Below are 22,919 nucleotides of genomic sequence, written 5' to 3' on the forward strand. Positions count from 1 at the left end.
CACGAAAGACTGCGGGAAATGCCAGAGGTTCGACGGCCGTTGACCGCCTACAATGCGACGCCCGTCCGGGCCGCGCCACCTCGGCGGAGCGATGCACCGAGGCTCCCCACTCCAGCCCACGCACAGGTAACGCTGTTCTGAAACTGCAGGTAGCAAGGTCCGACCCACCGGGCCTGCCCTTTCTGGCAGCCTCCCTCGCCCTCGCCCCCCTCTTCCTCCCCTTCCCCCGTAGCCCGGCGCATCCCGTTTCCGAGTTCCAGACGGCTCACATTCCCCCTGGTCAAAGCCCATTTCCGCGTTCCAGCGTCCCGAACTGCCCGGCTTTCGTTGTGGCTGGGACGGATCGCCCCACACGCTCGGGTCATCCACGCACCACACCCCACCGCACCATCGAAGGGGCTCACTCACGTGTCCCGCGTCCGCAACTCCCGCGCCGCAGCCCGTCGTCGCGCTCGCTCCGGGCGAGTCCGGCTACGCCTCTGTGAGCCTGTCGGCCACCGACGGCAGTGGCACGAACGGCCACACCGAGAAGGCGCTCACCGTCTCCTTCCAGGGCCGCACCGAAGGCGAGACGCTCCCTCGGCCGCCCACCCGTCACGGCACGCGCCAACCGCAACTCCCACCACGACAGGACAACAGTCGCTCGTCAGACGACGGAGATGCATGAGCATGATCACGACCCGTTCCGTCCGCCGTCGCGCCAGGCGCTCGGCCGGTGCCACCGCTACCGCGCCGCTCGTTCTCGGTGCCGTCGCCGCCACCGCCACCAGCGCGTCGGCCGCTCCCGTCGCCACGTCGAGCGTGCAGCCGCCCTCCGAGAGCCAAGTAGTGCAGCATATGTTCAGCCTTGAGATCCACGGCCAGGCCGCCGAGAACATCAGCAGCGTCGCCGCTCTGTACCCGAACCACATCATCCTTATACGTGGCTCGGAACACAGCGCTCTTTTCGATGACTGGATCAACGCCGCGATCAACAATGGCCCGAACGCCACGAGGAACTTCGCCATCACGATGTATGACGGCAACAACCAGCAAATAAAGAGGTATGAATTCACTGATGCGTCGATCTACAAAGTGGCGGACAAGTCGATCAGCATCATCTTCAACAAAATGGAGATCATCTGAGGGGTTCCCGTAACTGCTGTAACTGCTGTAACTGCTGTAACTGCTGACGGAGGGGGAGGCGGTCGTGCTGTGTCCGGTGTGGTCGCGGTGTCGGGGCCCGCTCTCGCGCCGAGCCCCAGCCGTTCCAGGCCCATCTCGCCGAGGGCGATACCAGGGACGCGGTGCATCAGCGTGGCGCTGACCCCGTACCGCGGAAGCGGGTGTGCGTCTGGACGTGGCTACCACGCCGCAGTGCGCGACGAGTGGATGGCTCGTCACGGCGAAGGAGCAGCCGGCCCGCGAGCGCACTCTCGACAGTGGCCACGAGCAGCCCCCTCCGGTGCGGATCAAGCCCGTTGACGAGCTGGTCCACCGCCGGCCCGACCTCCCGGGTACTCACTGGCGGCAGTGGACAGCCGGCGGGGTCACCTTCACCTACGACGGCCAGGACTGGCCGACCGTCCAGAACATCGACTGCACCGTCCCGCCCGCGGCGTGACCACCCTCATCGGCACCTCGGGGATCCGGCAAGACCACCCTCATCCGCCTCCTGTGCCGCCACGCCGACCCGCAGCACGGCATTGTGCGCCTCGACGGCACCGACCTGACCACCCTTGTCCCGGGCACCGGACTCCGTGGCTTCCTCGACCGCCTCGTCAGCGGTGGGGCCGGCGATAGCTGTTCCCCGCAGCCACCTCGGTCGGATGGCGGACAGACGTAGTTGTGGACCACCTTTCCTGATTTACGCCGGTAGCGGTGTCCCACCAGACCTCGATGGCATTTGCTGCATCGCAGGATTCCGGAGAGGAAGTACTTGTTGCCCGGCGCGGTGCCTACCTTGCCGGGTTGATGCCGGCCTTCTGGCGGCGGCGTTGTCACTCGAACTGGACCTGGGACCCGAGCGTCGGGGTGACGATGGGTTCCCAGGATCCGAGCAAGGGACGTCCCTCGTCGTCGAAGCGGACCAGTGACCAGCCATCGTCCTGGAAGATCCGGACGACGACGTCGGCCTCGTCCAGGACGAGCTGCCCCTTGGTTTCGCCCTTGCGGATCCAGAGGTAGGCGATGCGGGCCCTGGGCGGCTCCGTTCTGGGCGGCGGAGAGGTGCTGGCGGGCGCTGCGGCGGGCGGTGTCCTCGGGGCTTGAGCGCCCGGTGTCGTTTTTCCCGCAGGCCTTGGTGAAGGTGCCCCAGCGCAGGCGGATCTTGGATTCCTCGGCGTCTTCGAGCTGGCGGTCGACGCCGGCTTCGAGTCCGAAGCGGTCGGAGGAGATGCGGAGATAGGCGCCGGGGTGCTTCGGGGCGTAGGCGGCCAAGTGGTGGTGGAGGTTGAGGCTGACCTGGCCCCTCGGGCATGGGCGGGGACGTCGACGTCTTCCCAGACGGTTGGTGCTGTGGCTGTGGCTGGGGCGGTGGACGCGGTGCCGGCTCCTGGTGCTCGGCGGCTCCGATACCGGGCGCTTTCCGCCGGACTCAGAGGTTTGGCGGTGCCCTGGATCCGCCGTAGGATCCGCGGCCGCCCGCGTGGATACTGATCACCATGCGCATCGACTTTGATCCCGCTGCCATGTCCCGCAACGAGTTCTACAAGCTCTTGACCGCGGTGGTGGTGCCGCGTCCGATCGCCTGGGTATCGACCGTCGGTCCCTATGGTGATTCAGCGAACCCGACGTGAGCCCAGGTCAACGCCTCGCGACAATGCATGGCCTCGACTCGTGGCACAGGAGCGCACTCGTCGGAGTAGGCGCTCAGGAGTCTGATGGCATGCACTGAGGTGAGCGAGAGGGTCGGATTTTGGTGTGCAAGCGTGTCGAAGCAACGGCGAAGCGTCCGCAATCCGTTGTTGATGGCCGGGCGTGCGGGGGAATTGAGCCCTACCGTGGCACCGTGCCGCTACCAGTCCCTCCTTGCGGCCGAGCGTCTTCCGGGTTCCGGCCCGCACACGCTGATTGTTCTACCTGGACGCCTTCCGGTGTCATATCCGCCACCAACTGCCCACCCCCTCCGAAGGAACAGGCCGACAATGACGAACGACGCAGACATGCGGGCTTCCAAGAGAACCGAACTGAAGCCGATCGCCGCTGCCGTGACGGCGGCGGCGGTTGCGGTGTCGTTGCTGGCCGGCTGTTCGTCCGGAGCCAAGGAGGAGCAGCCCGCCCCGACGCCGTCGGTGCCCTCCCGTAACGCGAGCCGGCCCCCCTCCAGCGCACCTCCCACCAAGGCGACCGAACCTCCCGCTCCGGAGCCCAACGCATTCGCGCCGTACGTGGACACCTCGCTCAAGCCTTCTTACGACCTCCTCCGGAGTGCGCAGGAGACCGGCGTGAAGGAGTACAACCTGGCCTTCGTCTCCCCCGGAGGCGGTTGCACGCCCAAGTGGGGCGGCAGGCAGGAGCTGGGCGACAACCCGGTGGCGCGCCAGGCGGATGCGCTGCGCGCCAAGGGTGGCGATGTGCGGATCTCCTTCGGCGGACAGAGCGGTCACGAACTGGCCCGGGTCTGCGGCTCGGTGGACAAGCTGGTGCGTGCGTACACCAAGGTCATCGACGCCTACGACCTGACGAAGGTCGACTTCGACATCGAGGGCCCCGCTCTGACGGACAAGAAGGCCAACACCCTCCGCGCCCAGGCGATTGCCCGGCTACAGAAGCAGCACCCGGACCTGGACGTGTCCTTCACGCTCCCGGTGCTCCCCTCGGGCCTGAACCGGCATGCCGTCGCCGTCCTGGAGAACGCGAAGAAGAGCGGCGCCCGGGTCTCCGCCGTGAACGTCATGGCCATGGACTACGGCAGCTACTACGACGGCGACATGGGCGAATACGCCATCGCAGCCGCCACCGCCACCCAGAAACAGATCAAGAAGGCGCTCGGCATCCGGCGTGACGCCGCAGCCTGGAAGACCGTCGCCGTCACACCGATGATCGGCGTGAACGACGTCGAGGTCGAGGTCTTCACCCCTGCCGACGCGGTCGAGCTCAAGAGGTTCGCCGACAAGAAGGGGCTCGGCCGGCTGTCGATGTGGTCGGCCGCCCGGGACAAGCCGTGCCAGGGAGGTGCCAACTCCAAGGCAGTGGCGACCTGTTCAAGCACCAAAGGCAAGACGAACGCGTTCATGCGGGCATTCACCGGCTGAGGGACGCGGGACGCCTCTCGGCCGGTGCCCCAGCCGCTCATCCGGACCCCTGATGCCGCCGAGGGGGCCCTGGTCGAACTGCCTCCGGCAGGCACAGGTGGCGGATCGCGTTCAGCCCGGTGTGGACGTCCAGTGGGAGGCAGTCAGCCTGCTCGCGATGTCTGCGGGACTCGGCATCAGCGTCCTCGTCGGGCAGCGCAGCCCACACTCCGCCGTCGCAGTGCAGAACCCCCACCTGGATCGGATCTCCAAGCGAGTGGACTCGGTTTCAAGTCGCTGTCGTTGACAGTGAATGAAGCCACCCGTCCGATTCGCGGCCAGCGGGCCAGGCCAGGCTCAGGCACAGGCCCTGAGGAATTCGATGAGCGCCGCGTTCACCTCGTCCGGGCGTTCCTGCTGAGTCCAGTGCCCGCAGCCGGCCAGTTTGAGGGGCTTGCGCCAGAGGTTGGGCATGAGGTCGGGGAGACGCTCGATGAGTTCGGGTGTGCCGGGAAAGGCGGGGACGAGGTCGCGGTCGCCGTACATGTACAGGGCGGGCCGGGTGACGACGGCGCCGTGCCAGGGAGCGGTCAGTTCCCAGTTGCGGTCGAGGTTGCGGTACCAGTTGAGGGCCCCGGTGAAGCCCTTGGAGAAACTCTCGGTGAGTGCGTCGAGATCGTCCTCGGTGAACCACTCCGGCAGCACCTCGGGGTCTGACATGGTCGCGAGCCAGCCCTGCCCGGGTTCGATCAGCGGCTGCTTGACCTCGCCGCCGTGAGGAGCGGAGCCGGAAGCCGAGTAGAAGAACTTCCGGAGGGTGGTGCGTACGTCCCTCGCGAACTCGGCGTCGGCGACACCGGGACGGTTGAAGTAGTTCCAGTAGAAGCGGCCGCCGAACCTCTTCTCCATGGCGGCCAGCGGAGGCTGAGTCCCCCTGAAGGGGGGTGGCACGCTCAGGCCGGCCACCCCGAGCACCATGTCCGGTCGCAGCAGTGCGGTGTGCCAGGCGACCGGGGCACCCCAGTCGTGCCCGACGACGTACGCCTTCTCCTCGCCCAGGGCCTGGATCAGTCCGACGACATCGCCGACCAGGTGGAGGATGGTGTACGCGTCGACGTCGTCGGGATGGTCGCTGCGTCCGTATCCACGCTGGTCGGGGGCGACGACTCGGAAGCCCGCATCGGCCAGGGGGCCGAACTGGTGGTGCCAGGAGTGCCATGACTCGGGGAAGCCATGCAGAAGCACCACCAGGGGGCCGTCGCCTTGCTCGGCGATGTGAAGCCGAACGCCGTTCACGTCAACCATTCGATGCTCAACCATGTTGATGAGCGTACGCCCCGTGGTGTTCGAGCGACGGTGCCGGTCCCGGGTCTACCGGGAGCCCCCTCGCTCGTCACGCAGGGAGCCGGCGGAGCGACTTGGCCGGGAGGCCGCTGGGCGGCGCTAATTGAGGGCCTGGCCGACGTCTTTGGTCATGCGTGCCGCGTCGCCGCAGACGTAGAAGTGGGCGCCGTCCTGGAGCCACTGCCACAGGCGGGGACAGCGTTCGTGCATCCGGTCCTGGACGTAGATCGTGTTGCGCTGGCCGCGTGAGAAGGCGCAGTCGATGCGGTCGAGGCGGCCGGATGCCTGGTAGATCTCCAGGTCCTTGCGTCAGGAGAAGTCGGTGGCCTGGCGCGGTTCGCCGAAGGAGGGCCAGTGGGGACCGGTGTGGCCGCAGTCCTGGCATAGTCGGCGCTGAACGTGCATTGGCACGGCCTGCGGCCGGTCGGATGCTGGACGCGGTGCCTCTTTGGTTTCCGCTGGCTCCGAGGAATGCGACTTAGGTGACGCCTCGCCTCGCCAGTTAAAGCTGATGCCACGTCATCTTGAGTCGCGGTCTGCGTCGGGGGCGATCGGCCGCCTCTTGCTCGTGTCTCGCAGATCCGTGGGTCAACAGCTCACACCTGTACTGTCTCGCCAGTTGTGAATGGATCAGGAAGAGCCAGTCGCCCTGCCTGAGCGGAGGCTTCGGCGCGGGCCCCGTATTTAAGTCGCCGTTGCCTTCCTCACGGCCATCGACGAATGCGCTCTCGCGCGCAAGGGCATCGCCCAGAACGATGTCGACCGGTGGATCGCGGGGAATCCCGGCACCTGCTACGAAGTCTGCGCCTTCATCGTCTGGGCTGCTCGGCGAGGTCACGTCCGTCCCCTTCCCGTTTCACGCCGGTTGGGCTGCGAACTCTCCTGGCCGGTGGCTCTTCCCTGGCACTCAACCTGAAGGGCGCGTCAGGTCGCCCACGTCATCCACGGTGCATGGGGCGTCGAGGCCCCCAGCGACTCCCTTACGGTCGATTTCGTCGCCCACGAAGGGGCTGGCGAACGAACCAACCTGAACCCGACTTCGTCATCCGCACCAGCGCCTCGCCGGTGTTGGCCAGAAAGCACAGCAGCGGGTGGAAGCCGAAGCCGTCCTTGTGGGTGGGTGCGGCCTGCTCTTTCTCGTAGTGGAGGTGATCACCGTGGCGTCACGGTCCAGGACCAAGCCGGGCGGTATCCGTCCCGCGGCCCGAGCTGCGGGAATGCCCTTGTCGTGCTCGGCGGCCTGCAGCCAGGCGACTTCCCGGGCTTGGGCGCGGCCCGAGCACAGCGAGGACAGTGCCTTCTCATCGGTGTCGGCGAGCAGTCGCCAGGCCGTCGGTGTCGAGGCGACGGAACCGAATACCCCTGCCTGGCCGCGCAGTACGGCCAGGTCCGCGATGGCCTCGCCGCCGTCGGCGAGCATCACCGCCAAATTGGTGGCGTCAGCGAGACCGCATGACCGACCACCCCCGAACCATCGGCACTGACCTGGACCTTGGGCGGCAACCCGATGGTCTGCACGGAGAAACTGCCGTCCCCTGGACCGACAGAACCCCTCAGCAAGGTTCATCGTCCCAGGCCAGGAAGGCGTTCTCGCGCTTCCGACCCATAGCCCAGAGCCCTCTCCCCGGCTACCGGACGGTGGCCGAGGAGAGGCGGCGGACCGGGAGTCAGACGGGCGTCACCACGGCGCCACATCCTGGCCCGTGGCGGCGCGCCACAGCGCGGAGAACGCTGACGACGGCCGGCCGTTGAAGTCGCGGGGCGAAGGAAGCTTGCCGAGCAGGTCCAGCACCGCGCTGAGGTGCCCACACTCCGCGGCCTGATCGATGAGCAGCTCGGTGGGCCTTTCGCGGTGGGCCCGCGGGGTCCTGAGCAGCTCGGCGTGCGCTTCGGCGAGGGCCGCCAGGTCGGCCTCGCTCGGCGTCGCCGGGTGGGCCCGCCTCGTGTGCTGCTCGGCCATCCGCAAGGCCTTCTCGTAGCGCAACTCCGCTAGAAACTCCGGGACATCCGACCGGCCCAGGCGGAACAGATCGGTCCGACCGAGGTCGGCCAGGACACCGATCACCGGATCCATCGGCCAGTCCCATTCCACGTCACACGCTGTGAGGAACTCCTCTGCCAGATCGATCCGGCCGGTGCCCAGCAGATAGAGGAGCCATGGCACGGAGTAGAAGGTGCTGGGGGTCTCCCGCCACTCCTCCTCGCCGCGCGCCCACAGTGCCCGCGCCTCGTCCTCGCGCCCGCACTCGGTCAGCGCCCAGCTGACCGTGAGACGGTTCTGCCAGGCGTTGGCCTCCGGTTCGATCGCGTCACGGGCGCGGGCGAACCATACGTCGGCGGCGGCCGTATTACCCATGGCCTCGTACGCTCCGCCGACCGAGGACGCCACGTCGGCGACGTTGTACGGTCCAAGGGCCGCCTCCGCGCCCGCCTCGACCTCGGCGAGGAACGCCCGCGCCTCGTCGGCCCGCCCTGCCCGGGCGAGGATCATCGCCACGTCGGCAAAGGCCGCGACGCGGTCGTCCGGCTCCGGGATCGCGTCGAGCATGTCCACGGCGCCGCTCACTTCTCCCCGTCGGGCCCGCAGCCGTGCCGCGTGGCGGAGATGCTCGCAGACATGGTGGTTCCAGCTGCTCCTGAGTTCGGACACGGAGTCTCGCGCCGCCGCGAACAGGTCATGCAGCGTCGCCGTGTTGGGGGGCGGCCAGGATTTGTCGTCCGGCGTCTGAAGGTTTGTCTCCGCATCCCGGGTCCGCTGCTCGACGTACTGCCGTACGTAGGTTCCGAGACCGCGTTGTCCGAGCAGCTCGGCGGCGTCCTTCGCGTCCGGCACGATCGTGAGCCCGCCCCACCGCACCGGCCAGGCGAAGCGCCGGTCGACCGACCAGGCCAGGACCGCTTCCAGGTCTTCTCTGCGGTCCGGAGGCGCGATGACCACCCCCTCTTCGAAGGCGGCGCACCAGGTGTCGTCGTCCAGCGCGAAGTTGACGGGGTGATGGTCGAACCCGTACTCGTGTTCCACGCACCGGGGCTCCGGTGGTTCGCGGAGGAACTCGAAGTGGCTCAGCACACCGCCGGTGTCGGCCCGATGGAAGGTCACACCGGTCCCGCCCACGGAGACCCGTACCTGTCCCGTAGCGCCACCCGCCGAGGCGCCGTGCCACGCATTCGCCTCCTTTCGTTCCTCCTTGGTCAACCCGTACATCTGTTTGGTGGGCAGGTCGATCGCGAAGGTTCGCCGACGCTTTGCGCCGGCGTCGTACGCGAGGAGCCGACTACCGTCGCGTGACCAGCTGACGTCCTCCGGCCACAGCTCATCGCCCTCCTGCCCGAACTCCGCGGGAAGCGTTTCCGTCAGCAGATACGGGTGCCGGGGCGGCGCGTCCTCGGGCAGCCAGAACAGATCGCCCGCTTCAAGGGGGACGACGCAGCCCTTGATCGCGCAGGAGGACGCCGACTCAATGAACGCGCTCCGGCCGTCGGGGGCCAGAGCCCAGTCCGGGGGCCTGTTCCCACCGTTCGTCACCGACGCGCTGGCGATGGGGTAGGTGTGTGTGGTGTCGTCGAACGGATCGAAGACGCCTATCTGGTTGGTGTTGTACGCGAGCCCGACGCGCCTGCTATCGGCCGACCATTGGAGGGTGTTGGTGTGGCCGGGCCAGCCGACCCCGCCCTCGATCCGGTCGAGCACGTTCACGCAGCGGCCGCTGGCGATCTCCCAGATCTGCAGCGCACCACCGCGGTGGTAGTCGTCGCCGCACCAGCTGCCGGTCGCCAGATAGCATCCACACGGGCTGATGGCGTGGTCACTGATCTCCGTGAAGTGGCGGAACGGCTGCTGCAGTCGCGTGCTGCCGAGGCTGCGAATCCGCTCAGTGGCGAAGCGGTGCACCTCGGATACTCCGTGCGTCCGTTCCCATTCCTGCAGCCGATTCCGCAGCGGCAGCAGATCCCGCTCGGCCACGAAGGCGGACCAGTCCGCTTCCCTCAGAACGCCCAGCAGCGAGTCCGGGTCCGCTGCCGATGCCAGCGCCGCGTGGTCCATGAAGCTGCTCGGCTCATCGGTGCCGGGCTCAACACCGGCCGAGGCCTCGGCCGCACGCTTGAGCAGGGCCCGCAACGTGTTCCAGTCGTAGATCGGTATGCCGAGTTGGCTTGCTTTCCCGATCTTGCGACCAGCCACATCATGCGAGCGGAAGATCAGGTCCGTCTTGCTGGACACCGTTTTCGTCACCCGCGCACCCAGCGCCTCGAGCCCGGCCTTCGCCTCGGCCTGCGACAGGCCGTGAAACCGGCCCATCAACACAACTGTCTTTCCCTGAAGATCCATGACTGCACCGTAAGGTCAGGCACTGACAAGCACTGACCTGGACCTTGGGACGCAACCCAGTCTGCACGGAGAAAGTGCCCTCCACCTCGGCCGACAGAACCCCTCCGCGGTGCGGCTACCCGGCAAGGAGTGGGTACGCGTACTCAATTGATATGCGCTCGTATGCTCGAAGGCCGACGACTTCCGCAACAGGGCCCAGGTTCTGGTAGGTCAGCGAGTCGCTCACTGGGGGAACCGGAGCTTCGAAGGGCGGGTTCGTCCTCGCCCCTTAAGCCGGTCGTCAGTCCTGCCCATCCAGCCGCTGCACCGGCTGGATGAATGAGTCCGATGTCTGCGCCGGCCGCAGCCATGGCGAAGGGCGTCCGTTGGCTCGTGTGTGGCTGCCGGCCTGAACGCCCTTCTGGCCGCACCGGATGTGTTCATCGACGACCATGTGGCCTCGTGCCGCCGGATCGGGCTACCCCGCTGAACGGCAGGTCAACAGGTCAGTCCCACTGCTCGTCCGCGAGGGAGCCGACCGGCTGCGGCTTGCCGATGACGGCAAGGGCGATGAAGAAGTTGATCTGGCCGATCGCGATGGTCAGGGTGGCCAGCGCCTTCTCGTCGTAGTGCTTCGCCACCTCGCCGTACAGCTCGTCGGAGACGCGCTCCCTACCGTGCGGGGCGGGCTGCAGGGTGGCCTCCACCAAGGCGAGGGCGGCGCGCTCGGCGGCGGTGAAGTACGGGGCGTCCATCCAGGAGGAGACGGCGGTGATGCGCTCCTCGGACTGGCCGGCCTTGCGCAGGAAGCCGGTGTTCAGGATCGTCAGGTAGGTGTTGCCGACGATTTGCCCGGCGCGCAGGTGGACGAGGTTCATCGTGGTGCGTGGCACCGAGTGGTTGCCCGTGGCCCGGAAGAGGGCGGCGCTGATGTCGTTCAGCTCGGGCACAAACTCGGCCGGGTTGGGCATCCGGGAGATGGAGGTGTTCGTCATGGCTGCTCTCCTTCGCTTCGGCCTGGTTGGCGTCTTCACAGCACTGACGGATCGGCGCACGCAGATGTGACCGGAATCCGGAAAAGTTCTCTGGGGTGCTCCGGACCTGGTGACAACCCTGTCCTTCCTGGGCCGCGCCCAGAGCTTGTCCGGCTGATCATGTGTGTCAGACGACGGTCGATCAGGCCAGGTGGGTGCTGCTGGTTGCCTCAGTGCTGGATCAGCCCGACCGTGACGGGAGCAACGTGGCCGGTCGCTGGAAGGATCTGCGCCAGGGTCAGGCCGATGTCGACCAGCGATGACCGGCGTAGGCGGGCGACGTCGGGAAGCGGAGTCCAGATCGACTCGGCGATCTCGCCGTTCGGCTCAGGTCGGAGTTGGCCGCCGGTGATGCGGACCCGGTAGAAGATGCCGACATTTTGGTGTTCTGGTCCGCCGGGGACGGTGCGTTCGGCTGCGGGGATGATCCTTGAGTCCACGCCCAGCAGGCGTTCGACCACCGCATCGCAGCCGGTCTCCTCAGCGACCTCCCGGATCACCGCATCGAACGGATCCTCCGCATGCTCGACCCTGCCGCCCGGAAGCGTCCAGTTGGTCTCACCCTGCGGTGGTACGTGACAGGCGAGCAGTACCCGCCCGTCCTCGATGCACACGGCGTACGCCGCCAGCCGGAAACTCATCCCGATAACCTCCCCACCGGACGCTATCTCGACGTCCGAGATCAGCGTCGCTAGCTTTCATGGCCCGTCACCTGGGACTTGTTCGGTCAATTACGTTCGCAGCCAGATGACGTGTATTGACCCGCGGCGTTGTTTACGCGGCTGGGCCTTGAGCATGGTGAAGGCCTCCGTGTGCGGTGGAGGTGTCGAATCTTCACCGCACACGGAGACCTTCATGTCCCACCCGCCGCAGCGTCGTGGTCGGGACACCGCAGGCCGCCGAGCTGACAGCCGTGCTGACCGCGGCGGGCGTCTCGGTCGAGCCGGAGGGCTCGGCCGGTGTCGAGAAGCTCGCTGTGACCGGGCTCCCGGGCGGACCGCATCGGAGCGCTCGCCTTCGAGAACCGTATCCAGCTGGAGGAGCTGGCCACCCGCACCGCCTCACTGGAGGCGGCCTTTATGGAACTCACCGCCGACAGCACCGAATACCTGGCAGGACAGCCCCAATGAAGCACAGGTGGTCGACGGCGGTCTTGTCGCCGTAGCGCTTGGTGAGTTCGTTGACTTCGATCACAGGGACACCCCTGCCGGGAGGCCCCCGTCCGGGCATGGGGCCGTGGGCGGCGATCGCGCGGCCGGGTGAGCCCGCGGGCGTACATCCCCGGGCCGATGCCGCGCGGGCAGCGGCTGGTCAGTCTCGCGGCATGCACGCCACACTGACCCCGTTGTCTGCGCGCGTTTCGCAGCGCGATTTCGCTCCCGAGAGGGCACACCGCCGATGACGAGAACGAAGGTCATGGTCTGGGCGGGAGGTGGCCTGTACCTCTTCATGCTGGGTCTGCTGGTGGGGGGCGCCGCGGGCGTCGGGCACGGTTCACGGTGTCGGGGCGCTGCGTACGCAAGAAGTGGCCGGGGCCGTGACCGCCGAACGGCTGTGGATGGCACGGGAGTTGCACGACATGGTCGCGCACAGCATCGGCATCATCGCCATCCGGGCCGGGGTGGGCAGCCGGGTCATCCAGACACAGCCCGCGGAGGCCCGCGAAGCACTGCGAGCCGTCGAGGCCACCAGCAGAGAGACCCTGAACGGGCCTGCGGCGCCCGCTGGTGGCGCTCCGTCAGGCCGACCCGGGCAAGGCGAACTCGGGGCGGGTATCGCTCGCGACCTCTCCGGGGCTTGCGGACCTCGAACGGCTGGCGGCGGCGACCGCGGACGCGGGGGTACGCGTCGACGTGCGTCGCAGTGGGGATCAGCGTCCATTGCCGGCCGACATCGACCTGTCTGCTTACCGTATCGGGCGGCCGTCGACTGAGGTCGTCGACGACGGGAGCGGTGCCGTGGGAAGGGCTTGGCCCACGGCTTCGGTCTCGTCGGCATGCGGGAGCGGGTCGGCCCTTACGGCTGGAACTGCTGCACCACGGCCGGGGGCCGGCTTCGTCGACGGGCACATCGCCGCGGCCGAGGGCGTCGTCGACGTCGACTTCATCAGCCACGTGCTGGAGCGCGGCACCCATCGTGCCCTGGTGGTGGCTCACCCCCGTTCCGGCATGCTCCAGGGAGCCGAGCCGAGCCGAGCCGAGCCGCACCTGCGCTGGCTCGCCGGCCACAAGCACACCCTGCCCGACGCCGCCGCCACGCTGCGAGAGGTCATTCAGGAGCGGGACGACGCGTGACGCGGCTGTGTTGCGGCAGAGGCGACAGCCGGTTGGACGACGCGCGCCCTGCCGGATGGCGGCCACCCCTGCGTCTCAAGGCACCCCTTGCCAAGGACTCCGACTGGTCGCGACAGATGACACAGGCGGACCCCACCGAGCAGGCCCGACGCTCCGCCCTGGTCGCGATCGTTGGCACCGTTTGGTCGTTGTTGTCGGTACCCGCTCGTGCTGGTCGGCCTACCTGCCACCGGCACCGAGCTGTCTCTGCCGGTCAACGACCTCGTTCCTGTTGCGGAGAGAACTATTCCGAAGCGCTTCCCAAGCCCCCGCCGACGTGGAAACTAGTGATGGCCGGCCCGGACCTGTACCCGAGGCGCTGCTGCCATTGAGGGTCGGTGTCCCGGACGAAGGAGTGGTGCAGACGGGCAGGGATCAGACCAAGTCGCTCGTCAGGGACGGGATGGCCGTTGTCCTCCGCCCAGGCGCGGACCGCGTCAAAGTCCGGGGCAGGCGCCCCGTTGACCGCGTGAACGGGCAGACGGTCAACGGTGAACACGGTCCGGGGCAGGGAGAGGCCGAAGCGTTCCTCGAAAACGGCCAGGGCACGGCGCTTACGATCGGTGTCGTCGTCGCCTTCGTCCTCTCGAAGATCGGTGCCGTTGGCCGTGAGGATCCGGGCGGCGACGAGTTCGGGCACCAGGAGATCGGGCTCCTCCCCCCAACGGATCCTCTCCTCTCTCAGTCCGAAGCCGCAGATGCTGCGGCCGTCGCGGGCATAGAACACGATGGTCGGCGGATGCTCGGGGTTGTGCGAGTAGTACACAGCCTCCACGCCCCCGCGAGAGACCTCCTCAAGGCGCGACAGGCCCTCGCAGTGGCCGTACTCGATCGCGAATGCCCACCCGGCGTGCTCACCCACACGGACCACACCATCACCGGACTCGCCCGGCCGGTATGCCTCCACATCAAGATGAGAGATCTCGGCGTCGGTTAGGGGGTCGGCGCCCGGCCCTTCCGGTGCCCCCAGGCGCATTGCCAACTCACGGGCTTCGATGCCGCGGGCGAACACCACACCAATCATCGTCTCCATGCCGGTGTCCCCGTCGATCAACCACTGAATCCCGTTGTTCACGGCGTCTCTCCCTGGGTTCGCATGCAGATGCCCTGCACATTCGCCGTAATCCTAAGAGACAGCACTGACACCCCACCCCGCCGGTCGACCTGCCGTGTCGACAGTCGTGCCGACGAAGCATGGGCGTCAGTTGCCACGACCAGGTGTCCTCGATCCCGACCAGTCACAAGGACTCTTGACCGGTTGTCTCTCTTGTTCTCCTGTCACTGGCTGCCGCTACGGTGCCCCGCATGAGCAAGAGCAAGTACTGGACTTATGCGCCGGACCGGATCGTGCGTGGCTTGATGGGGTGATGTCATCTGACGGTGTTCGAGCCGCCGTTCAACATCGACGCCCGGAATTACCCCCCGCAAGACCCGGCGCGGGCCCGCGCGTTCGCCGAGTCGTTGGAGAGCATTGAGGAGGTACTGGAGGACCTCGGTCCGTGCTCCGTGCAGACGCCGTTGCCCTCGGCGGTGCGTGCCGATCTGGACGTGGTGCATGTCGCGGCGTGGGGGAGCATGGTGGGGATCGCGGATCCAGCGTTCGCGACCGAGGGGAATGACGAGCCGCTGGGCTCGGCGGCCGACGTGCTGCGCGAGCGGTTCCCCGACGCGCGGATCGTGGGCCGGGTCGCCTACCACGGTGGCATGGAGCACACCGAGGGCATCGTGTGGCTGCCGAACGGCGCAATGTTCCACGCGTCGGGCTGGCCGGGGGATGAGCCGTTCGTTGTCACCGGTGACCCGCACACGGCGATCGCCTCCCTGGGCCTCAAGGGCTGGATGCTGGACAACGCCGGCGTAGACCTGGACGAGGAAGCGAACGAGGTCGAGTGGGCGCGGCTGGCGGGTCTGGCACTGGGGCATTCGGACCCGTGGGGGTGGGAGCAGATGCAGGCGACGGCGTTCTGTGTGCGGCACTCCGAGGATGCGGTTCGGGACATGGAGGGCCTGCACTTCATCTGAACCTGATTGCTATGGCTTGAAGTTGATGCGTCACCGTCAGTACGGATCCGTCCACGCCCCCGCGACATCTGCCTGGACTCGATCGTGCGGTAGCCGCGGGCCCGTTGGCACTCTGGGGCGGGACGGCAGCGAGCAGGTCATCGTCGACGGTGGCCGGCAGCGGCGTTACGCCCGTGGAGCGTAACGCGGCGACTGGTGACCCCAGCAGCGTCGCAACCTTCAGGGGCTTGTGTGGCCTCAGCCCCGCCCCATTGGGGCGAACCGTTGAGCTCGTCACCTCAGGACGCATTCACCCCGCCCGGCTGCGGGCAGCGGGCGCGGCGGTGGGGCTTCGCTGCTGGAGAACGTGGATACGCGGGCGGCCCATGCGATGACACGCTGCGCCGCTATGAAGATTTTGATCATTGGTGGAACTGTGTTCCTGGGGCGTGCACTCGTGGACGAGGCCCTCCGACGTGGCGACGAGATGACCCTCTTCAACCGCGGAGTGTCCGGCCCGAACCCCTCCGGTGCCGAGGCCGTCAAGGGCGACCGGGAGGACGAAGCAGCACTGAGGGCGCTGGTGGACGGGCGCCATTGGGACGCCGTCATCGACACGTGCGGGTTCGTACCGCGTACCGTGCGGCTCTCGGCACGGATATTGGCCGCGCATGCGACGGCCTATGCCTTCGTCTCCTCCTTCCACGCCTACGCCGACTGGCCGGCCAAGGGAGTCGACGAGAGCTTCCCGCGGCACCGGTGCCCGCCAGATGCGGGACCGGACGAAGTGGTCTACAACGCGCTCAAGGCAGGTTGCGAACGAGCCGTGGAGGAGAGCTTTCCTGAACGGGCGCTGATCATCAATCCGGGGATCATCACCGGCCCCGGGGAGAACGTCGGACGGCTCCCGTGGTGGCTGAAGACCATCGCCCGGGGCGGGCGCGTGCTGGCACCGGGCGCCCCGGACCGGCGGATGCAGCTGATTGACGCCCGCGACATCGCCCTGTTCATGTTCGGCCAGTTGGCCGCACAGAGCAGCGGCCGTTATGTGACCAGTGGAATCCGGGGCAACACCACCATGGGAGACCTGCTGAGGGACTGCGTCCGCGTCACCGGCGCAGACACCGAACTGGTGTGGGTCGACGAGTCGTTCCTGAAAGCGCGGGACGTCATCCCATGGAGCGAACTGCCTCTGTGGACACCGGACATACCTCAGGTGGCCGGCACCTGGCAGGCGTCGTCGCAGAAGGCCCTGGCCGCCGGACTGCGGTGCCGGCCGGTTTCCGAGATTGTCGCCGACACCTGGCGGGCCCTCCGAAGCGGCGAGTATCCGGCGCCGCAGTACCTGCAGGGACAGGTTCCCGTCGGGCTGGACCAGCGCAAGCACGACGCCGTACTCGAGGAGTGGGATGCCCGGCGCCCGCTGGGGGCCTGATCCAGTGCCCTGGCCCGGCTCGTTGCGTTGTTCCGCGGGCACTGGTCCCTCGAGGCCCTGCATCACCTGCGAACATCGCTGCAGCCGCCGACCACTATCTGTCACGCCCGAGCACGCACTCGACCTGCCTCATCTCACAGCCTGAGAACGCATCAGCTCTGCCCCGGTAGATCCCACCCCGCTCCCGCATCGCCCGGTACAGCGGGTACGGATCAGCTCGCCAGGGCCGGCACCCCAACTGCGCCAGCGGATCCCCACATTGCGCCAGAGCGAAAAGCAATGCCCGCTTCGCGGTGAGCTGCGTGCGGAGCACCTATTTCCCGTGGACCGCAGCCTCCTGGGCGGGGCCAGGAGGCCGCGTCTTATGCCGTGTTGTTTCCATTCTCCCATTACAGCCTTGCTGCCCGCGGATACCTGCCTGGACTGTGTCACGCGACTGGCTCCATTCGATTCCTTGCTGTCAAAAGGAGACGCATGCACGGCCGCTCCACTCGCGCGTACAGCAGCCACGAAACAAGCACGGAAAGTGGAACACCCGCCAAAACCACTTGGAATTTGCTCCCCCCGATCCCCGACACGCACAGATCGGTAAGACCCAGAACAATGAAGTGCACGAGATACATGGCGTAAGAGATCTCCCCCAGGAAGACCAGGGCAGGTGTGCGCAGAACGGATCGCCTGCCCTGCAGATCCGACTCGGCGGCGGCCTTTACCAGCAGAACGAGTGGAAGCGCCGTGGCGGCCGCAAACATGAATCGATGCGGAAGATATGACCCCAGCACCACAATCGTCGCGACCACTGCCAAGGAAGACACAGAAAGGCCGATACGCGGCAGCCGGACCCCCACCGAGAGCATACGAGCCAGCATCATCCCGACGATGAACTCAGGCAGGCGTGCCAACGGAAGATAGTACAGGAGCCAGAGTCCCGGAAAGAGCAAGGCGTCAGGGTTTTCCGTAAAGAGGGGGCAGAGCAGAGGGCAAGCCCAAACGACAGCCAACGCCGTTGCCATGCCGATGAGGAGAGCTCGCCCCGTCAGGCGCTCGACCCACAACCGAAGCACAGGAAAAAGCAGATAGAAGAACATCTCCACGCCGAGGGACCAGGAGACGGGGTTCCCCCCGGAAGCGAAGCTCTGTTGAGGAATCCAGGGATGCACAAGAAGAAGACTCGCGATGCCCTCTGGGGCCGTCTTGGAATTCACCACGCCACTTGCGGCAAGGGCCATCATCATCGCACACCAGGTGACAATGTGATTGGGAAGAATCTTCGCAGCTCGCCGACGCCAGAACGAACCCGCAGAATCATGCGGGCGGGCGGAATGGGTCAGCACGTAGCCGCTCAGGATGAAGAAGAGCGATACTGAACTCGCACCCACCCAGATCGGCGGCGCGAGAGACGTGGTGATACTCGGGTCGATGAGTGCCATGCAGTGTGTAAAGACGACACCGGCAGCAGCAACGAAACGTAACCCGGTAAGAGAAGGGAGTTTCCCGGACCCGATCCCGTGATCAGGCGGTGCATCCTTCCGTGCCTGCGACTTCACCGTCGACCGCGTGGCGTGAGACCGGCTCAAAGAACCGGCGGGCGGGAATCTAATCTGGTAAAAATCTCTCATCTGTACTTCCCGTCGGGGTGCTTCGCCGAGAAGCATCGCCTCGCCCATCATGGCAGAGCCCGCAGGGAATCAAGTGAGCCTTTCGACGTGGCGACTCTTCGGGTGGCGGTGGCGGGTTCAAAACAGAGGTTCTCGCACTGTTGAACGAGCTGTCTGGACTCTCAATCCTGCCGGAGCTGTTTGTGGATCCAGGCGACCACGCCGGTCCGGTTCCATCGCCAGAAGAACCCGTAACTGTCGGCCGGGGCGGGAAGTGCGCAGGTAGCGCCCGTCATTCGGTGCCGTTGTCGACGATGTAGCGGATGGCATCGACGACGTCCGCCGTGGCCACTTCTCCGGGTGCCCACCGGTCTCCGGCAGAGTCTGTGACGCCTGGCGCACCTTCCGCGTCGACCGCCCCACCGGTCCCACCCGACCGGCCATCGCGCCCACTCCGCCGGCCACCCGCCCCGACGCGTCCATGCGCCTGGCCGCAGCTCTCGCCGCCGCGCCCGCCCGCTACCCCGCCCAGGGCACCGGCTCGAGGGGGTGGTAAACCGCAGAGTGGCGCTTGGACTGACGGTGCGGGCGAAGACCGCGGGGCCGTCGAACATCGGCAATCCGCCGGCCGGGGAGAGTACTTGGGTCGCGACGCCGTGAACTGGCACATTTCATCGGCGGCAAGCACACCTCGGGCACCTCGGGGATCTACAGGGGTGTGCACGACCCCAACACCGGCATGGTGCAGGCCCGCGTTCCGCTCGCCGACCGCGCCGAGACCGAGACGGCGATCGCCGCTGCCACGGAGGCCCACCGCCCACGACTCCGACCGGGGCGAAGACCCAGGCTCCGTCCACCGGCCCTCCTTATCCTCTGGTGTTTCTCCGCCCCAAAGCAGCTGCCTTGAGGTGCTTGATGAGAGGACCAGGGGGCCGGTTGAGAAGCCGTATGCGCCTCAACGAGGCCAGCAACAAGCCGACTTGATCGCATTCGTATGTCGCATCCGGTGCAGGGCACCCCGCGAACCGACCTTTCTCAGCCCGACATGCCGTCGACGGAGGCGAGCGCGTGGCTGCGCAGCTGTTGCCGGGAGCAGTCCCGGCGGCAATCTGGCGTGACCGGAACGTAGAGAGGATCGTTGCTGATCACAACTGAATATCAACGGCCGGATGCACACAACGCGATGGCATCATTCTGGCCAGTCGCGGGCAGTGAGGTCCGGCACCCGAGTGGATCAGATGACATCCGGAGAACCGATGAACGCTCACCCTGTCACTCAGTCGCGCGCAGATGGCCCGGCGTTCGATGACACGGAAGTGCCGCGTTACTACGCACGCAAAACCCAGGACATACTTCACAAGTACGGTCCAGGGCCCCGGGTCCACTTCCATGTGGGCCTGTTCGATCCGGCGGTCAAGCTCAACACGACCGTCACTCAGCGGGTCCTCAAGAGCCGGATCATCAGCGCCCAGGAGGCGATTCTCGACCGCGCAGCGCGCACCTGGGCGGTCGGCCAGTCATATCCTGCACACCTGCTCGACATCGGTTGCGGGCTGGGCGGCGGCAGCCTCTACTGGGCGCAGGAACATGGCGCGAAGGTCACGGGTCTCACCGTCGCGAACGACCATGTACCGGTCATCAGGGAGCTCGCCAGGCAGGCAGGTGTTTCCGGCCACGTCGCCCCTCGCGTCGGCGACATCCACAGCATGACCGACGAGCGTTGCTACGACGCTGCCTATGCCATCGAAAGCTCCGGCTATATGGACCGCCAGCAGCTGTTTCAGGTGGTGGCGAGGGCGCTGCGGCCCGGGGGCTGGTTCGGCATCCAAGAGCACTTCATCTGCCGTCCCGAATGGATCGACTGGATCGACGACTACTATAAGACGCGGCTCGGCACCCTCACCGAGTACATCCGCGCCGCGGAGGCCGTCGGCTTCGAGCTGGAACAGGATGAGGACGTCACGGACGGCGTCAGCGAGTTCTGGCTGCAGTCCATGGCCTGGAACACGGCCGAACTGTCCCGTCTGGAACAGGGCGGCGAACCGGCATCCTGGTCTCGGGAGCGGCTCCAGCAGAGCGCCATCGCCCACGGCAAATTGTTCCGCATCTGGCGCGACCACGCCGTGGAAACCCGCCTGTTGCATTTCCGGCTCGGAGGCAGCTGACCGTGATCGCCGAACACGGCCACGCTTCACGCATCGGCTGGCAACTTCCCCCGTTCTTCTGCCCCTTCGCCTCCACCTGCCACCCGAAGGCAGCGGAGATCGAGCAGCAGGCCACGGAATGGATCGATACCTTCGGGATCTACCCCGATGCCACCGAACGCGCCTGGGGCCTGGCCACGCACAGCGCAGACTTCTCCTGCAGGATCATCCCTGACGGCAACGTCGATCACGTACTGACGTTCACGTTGTGGAATTACTGGGCGAACGCCGTGGACGACTGGCAGGACTCCGGACCGGCCGCCACCAGTACCGCGTCGATCACCGACCACGGCGCCCGGCTCGCCAGGGCCCTGGAGATGCCTGGGTGCGCCCTCCTTCCTCCGGGGCCCCTTACCTCGGCGCTGGATGACCTGGTGCAGAGGACACACGATCTGCTCACGCCGTTTCAACTGCGCAGGTTCGCAGAGGGAGCACGGGACTGGTTGATCGGGGCGGGCTGGCGCACGGCTCAGGCTGAGCGCGGACGCATGCCCAGCCTCACTGATTACGCCGGTCTTGGCGCTCTCGCGAACGGCACCCGGTTCAGCCTCACATGGGCCGACTCCGCGAACGGGATCGATCTGCCGCCGGACAGCCTCTACGCGGCCCCGGTCCAGGCCGTGACCGACGCAGCGGGATGGATCGTCGCCGCCGACAACGATCTCTTCTCCTACAACAAGGACGACGATCAAGAGCCATGGGAGCAGAACTTGATCAACGTACTGGCCCACGAGCGAGGATGCGCACCCAGAGAGGCAGTCACTGAGGCAGTCGCCCTGCGGGACCGTGTGATGACGCTCTTTCTCCGTCTGCACGCACAGCTCGCTCGGGGGGCGGACGAGCAGCTTCAGCGATACCTCGATTCCCTGCAGAACTACATCGCCGGCAGCATCGCCTGGCAGAACGCCGCTCCCCGCTACGCGAGTCCCCGCAACCGCAACGCCTGGCCGGTGGAAGGGGCGACATTCGATGTGCTCTGGAGCGATTCCCCGAGCGATCCGAGCATCGCGCCGCCCGCCGTTCCGTCCCTGAACTGGTGGTGGCAGCAACTGGAGCAGTGACCAGCCGGGCACGGCTCGGCGCACCTGCGCCTGTGCCTAGCAGGGCAAAGGGCCCGCAGCGATGTGCTGCGGGCCCTCATAGCGGGGCTAGCGCCGGCCGAGCAGGCGGCTCAGCCACGACCACCGCCAAGGCCGCGGCCGGACTGTCGCAGGCTGAACTGCCTCCTCCGGTGGAGCGAGCGGCGGCAGCGGATCGGGCTGGGGCCGCGGTGCGGTGGCGGCGACAGACCGGGGCTCGAACCGCACCGGTAGCCGTACGAGGTGCTGGGACATCAGCGTGCCCCGGCGCTCCAGCTCGAAGTCGTGCACCGTCAGCTCGATGTCGGGCAAGCGCGCCAAAAGGGCCTCGATGCCGGTGTCGGCGATGGCCCGACCGATGTCCTGGCCTGGGCATTCGTGGGCGCCCGCGCTGAATGCCAAGTGGGAACGGTTTCCGTGGACCGGCACGGTCAGGTCCGGCCGGACCGCGGGATCGACGTTGCCTGCAGCGAGGGACAACAGGAGCATGTCACCACGCTTGATCTCCTGCCCGCCCAGCTTGGTGTCTGCCGTGGCCCAGCGGCCCAAGACGGTGTTGATGGGAGTCTGATCCCACAGCACCTGCTCCAGAGCTTCCGTCAGCGTCATGCGGCCACCCGAGAGGTTCGCGCGAAAGCGCGGATCGGTGAGGACCATCCGCAGGGTGTTCGCGATCAGGTTCGCGGTGGTTGCGTACGCTGCGACCAGGACCACTCGCACGTGCGCCAGTACCTCGACATCTGTCAGCCTGGCGGGGTGGTCGAGCAGCCAGGACGTGAGGTCGTACCCACGACTGGCTTTCTTGCTCTCCACCAGCTGATACAGCATCTTCGTGACGTACTCATCGCTTTCGAGGGCGGTCTCCGTGCCCTCCAGCATGTCAGGCACTGCCCGAACGAGCCTGGGACCGTGTTCCTCCGGAGCACCGATCAGCTGCGTCATCACCAGCATCGGCAGCTGACTGGAGAACTCCGCCACGAGATCGGCCTGGCCGTTGGAGGCGAAGGCATCGATGAGTTGGTCGGCGAACCGGGTGACGTACCGGCGAATCCCGCGCCGGTCGAAGCGCTGCAGGGACTCAAGCACCGCGCCCCTCAGCCGCTCGAAGACCGGGCCGTCGTTGAAATTGATCACCGGCCACCAGGTCACCATCGGCGCGAGTGGGTACTTCTCGGGGGCCACCGTCCCGTCCAGCACGGCACCCCATGCGCGGGGGTCGCGAGAGAACCGGCCAGGGCTTCGGGCCACCTCCAGATTCTCTCGGTGGCCCAGGACGAGCCAGGCCGGCTCGTACGGGCTTCGCGCGGCCGTCTCCTCGTGGGTGTCGGCGGTGACCGTGATCCCCTTGGGCGACGGCGGCCCCTGGTG

Annotated in this window: 16 protein-coding genes and 6 pseudogenes; 14 read left to right on the forward strand and 8 right to left on the reverse strand. The window is 67.0% G+C overall.

The annotated features are described in order from the left end of the window. Positions 1-313: 313 nt before the first annotated feature. From AB0D04_RS31400 to AB0D04_RS31425, 6 genes and pseudogenes are all read left to right on the forward strand, one after another. The gene (locus tag AB0D04_RS31400; RefSeq protein ID WP_362710199.1) at positions 314-667 is read left to right on the forward strand and encodes a DUF4232 domain-containing protein; all 354 of its coding nucleotides are present in this window, start codon (positions 314-316) and stop codon (positions 665-667) included. Then, positions 664-1,125, forward strand: coding sequence for a hypothetical protein (locus AB0D04_RS31405; protein WP_362710163.1), 462 nt, complete (start codon positions 664-666; stop codon positions 1,123-1,125). Before AB0D04_RS31400 ends, AB0D04_RS31405 begins: the two co-directional genes overlap by 4 nt. A gap of 214 nt (positions 1,126-1,339) precedes the next feature. After that, positions 1,340-1,603: a hypothetical protein gene (locus AB0D04_RS31410; RefSeq protein ID WP_362710166.1), complete on the forward strand. Its 264-nt coding sequence runs from the start codon at positions 1,340-1,342 to the stop codon at positions 1,601-1,603. 30 nt (positions 1,604-1,633) lie between these two features. Then, a pseudogene (locus AB0D04_RS31415) lies at positions 1,634-1,825 on the forward strand (hypothetical protein); the annotation flags it as partial. Between the two features lie 817 nt (positions 1,826-2,642). After that, positions 2,643-2,744: pseudogene (locus AB0D04_RS31420) on the forward strand (flavin reductase family protein); the annotation flags it as partial. A gap of 381 nt (positions 2,745-3,125) precedes the next feature. Next, positions 3,126-4,235 carry a chitinase gene (locus tag AB0D04_RS31425; protein ID WP_362710169.1) on the forward strand — a complete coding sequence of 370 codons (1,110 nt, stop codon included), beginning with the start codon at positions 3,126-3,128 and terminating at the stop codon, positions 4,233-4,235. Positions 4,236-4,571: 336 nt separating this feature from the next. On the opposite strand, the gene AB0D04_RS31430 is transcribed toward AB0D04_RS31425, so the two are convergent. Then, complete coding sequence (locus AB0D04_RS31430) at positions 4,572-5,519, reverse strand: alpha/beta hydrolase (protein ID WP_362710202.1); 948 nt, start codon at positions 5,517-5,519, stop codon at positions 4,572-4,574. Positions 5,520-6,477: 958 nt separating this feature from the next. Between AB0D04_RS31430 and AB0D04_RS31435 the strand changes: the two are divergent. Further along, positions 6,478-6,576 (forward strand): annotated as a pseudogene (locus AB0D04_RS31435) (DNA mismatch repair protein MutT); the annotation flags it as partial. A gap of 34 nt (positions 6,577-6,610) precedes the next feature. Here AB0D04_RS31435 and AB0D04_RS31440 read toward each other — a convergent pair. The 4 genes and pseudogenes from AB0D04_RS31440 to AB0D04_RS31455 all read right to left on the reverse strand — a co-directional run. Continuing rightward, positions 6,611-7,115: pseudogene (locus tag AB0D04_RS31440) on the reverse strand (transposase); the annotation flags it as partial. A gap of 121 nt (positions 7,116-7,236) precedes the next feature. Further along, complete coding sequence (locus tag AB0D04_RS31445; protein ID WP_362710172.1) at positions 7,237-9,888, reverse strand: BRCT domain-containing protein; 2,652 nt, start codon at positions 9,886-9,888, stop codon at positions 7,237-7,239. A gap of 485 nt (positions 9,889-10,373) precedes the next feature. Then, entirely contained in the window at positions 10,374-10,862 is a 489-nt protein-coding gene (locus AB0D04_RS31450; protein ID WP_362710175.1) for a carboxymuconolactone decarboxylase family protein, read from the reverse strand. A gap of 209 nt (positions 10,863-11,071) precedes the next feature. Further along, positions 11,072-11,542 (reverse strand): NUDIX domain-containing protein, encoded by a 471-nt coding sequence (locus tag AB0D04_RS31455; protein ID WP_362710178.1) that lies wholly within the window; start codon positions 11,540-11,542, stop codon positions 11,072-11,074. Positions 11,543-12,480: 938 nt separating this feature from the next. Here AB0D04_RS31455 and AB0D04_RS31460 point away from each other — a divergent pair. Continuing rightward, positions 12,481-12,549 (forward strand): annotated as a pseudogene (locus tag AB0D04_RS31460) (hypothetical protein); the annotation flags it as partial. A gap of 79 nt (positions 12,550-12,628) precedes the next feature. Continuing rightward, the gene (locus tag AB0D04_RS31465) at positions 12,629-13,195 is read left to right on the forward strand and encodes a hypothetical protein (RefSeq protein WP_362710205.1); all 567 of its coding nucleotides are present in this window, start codon (positions 12,629-12,631) and stop codon (positions 13,193-13,195) included. Between the two features lie 283 nt (positions 13,196-13,478). Here AB0D04_RS31465 and AB0D04_RS31470 read toward each other — a convergent pair whose 3' ends face one another. Continuing rightward, on the reverse strand, positions 13,479-14,309 hold the full coding sequence (locus AB0D04_RS31470) for a DUF6461 domain-containing protein (protein WP_362710181.1): 831 nt from the start codon (positions 14,307-14,309) through the stop codon (positions 13,479-13,481). A 305-nt stretch (positions 14,310-14,614) separates the two neighbouring features. On the opposite strand from AB0D04_RS31470, the gene AB0D04_RS31475 reads away from it, so the two are divergent. Both AB0D04_RS31475 and AB0D04_RS31480 read left to right on the forward strand, forming a co-directional pair. Beyond that, positions 14,615-15,256: a DUF6333 family protein gene (locus AB0D04_RS31475; protein ID WP_362710184.1), complete on the forward strand. Its 642-nt coding sequence runs from the start codon at positions 14,615-14,617 to the stop codon at positions 15,254-15,256. 388 nt (positions 15,257-15,644) lie between these two features. Continuing rightward, the gene (locus tag AB0D04_RS31480) at positions 15,645-16,670 is read left to right on the forward strand and encodes an NAD-dependent epimerase/dehydratase family protein (protein ID WP_362710187.1); all 1,026 of its coding nucleotides are present in this window, start codon (positions 15,645-15,647) and stop codon (positions 16,668-16,670) included. Between the two features lie 428 nt (positions 16,671-17,098). Here the strand turns inward: AB0D04_RS31480 and AB0D04_RS31485 are convergent, their stop codons facing one another. Next, on the reverse strand, positions 17,099-18,217 hold the full coding sequence (locus AB0D04_RS31485) for an acyltransferase (RefSeq protein ID WP_362710189.1): 1,119 nt from the start codon (positions 18,215-18,217) through the stop codon (positions 17,099-17,101). A gap of 670 nt (positions 18,218-18,887) precedes the next feature. Here AB0D04_RS31485 and AB0D04_RS31490 point away from each other — a divergent pair. The 3 genes and pseudogenes from AB0D04_RS31490 to AB0D04_RS31500 all read left to right on the forward strand — a co-directional run. After that, positions 18,888-19,085: pseudogene (locus AB0D04_RS31490) on the forward strand (methylmalonate-semialdehyde dehydrogenase (CoA acylating)); the annotation flags it as partial. 574 nt (positions 19,086-19,659) lie between these two features. After that, positions 19,660-20,433, forward strand: a complete 774-nt coding sequence (locus tag AB0D04_RS31495) for a methyltransferase domain-containing protein (RefSeq protein ID WP_362710192.1) — start codon at positions 19,660-19,662, stop codon at positions 20,431-20,433. Between the two features lie 2 nt (positions 20,434-20,435). Then, entirely contained in the window at positions 20,436-21,533 is a 1,098-nt protein-coding gene (locus tag AB0D04_RS31500) for a hypothetical protein (protein WP_362710194.1), read from the forward strand. An 87-nt stretch (positions 21,534-21,620) separates the two neighbouring features. Here AB0D04_RS31500 and AB0D04_RS31505 read toward each other — a convergent pair whose 3' ends face one another. Next, positions 21,621-22,748: a cytochrome P450 gene (locus AB0D04_RS31505; protein WP_362710196.1), complete on the reverse strand. Its 1,128-nt coding sequence runs from the start codon at positions 22,746-22,748 to the stop codon at positions 21,621-21,623. Between the last annotated feature and the right edge of the window lie 171 nt (positions 22,749-22,919).

Source organism: Streptomyces sp. NPDC048483 (assembly GCF_040651455.1).
Taxonomy (GTDB): Bacteria; Actinomycetota; Actinomycetes; order Streptomycetales; family Streptomycetaceae; genus Streptomyces.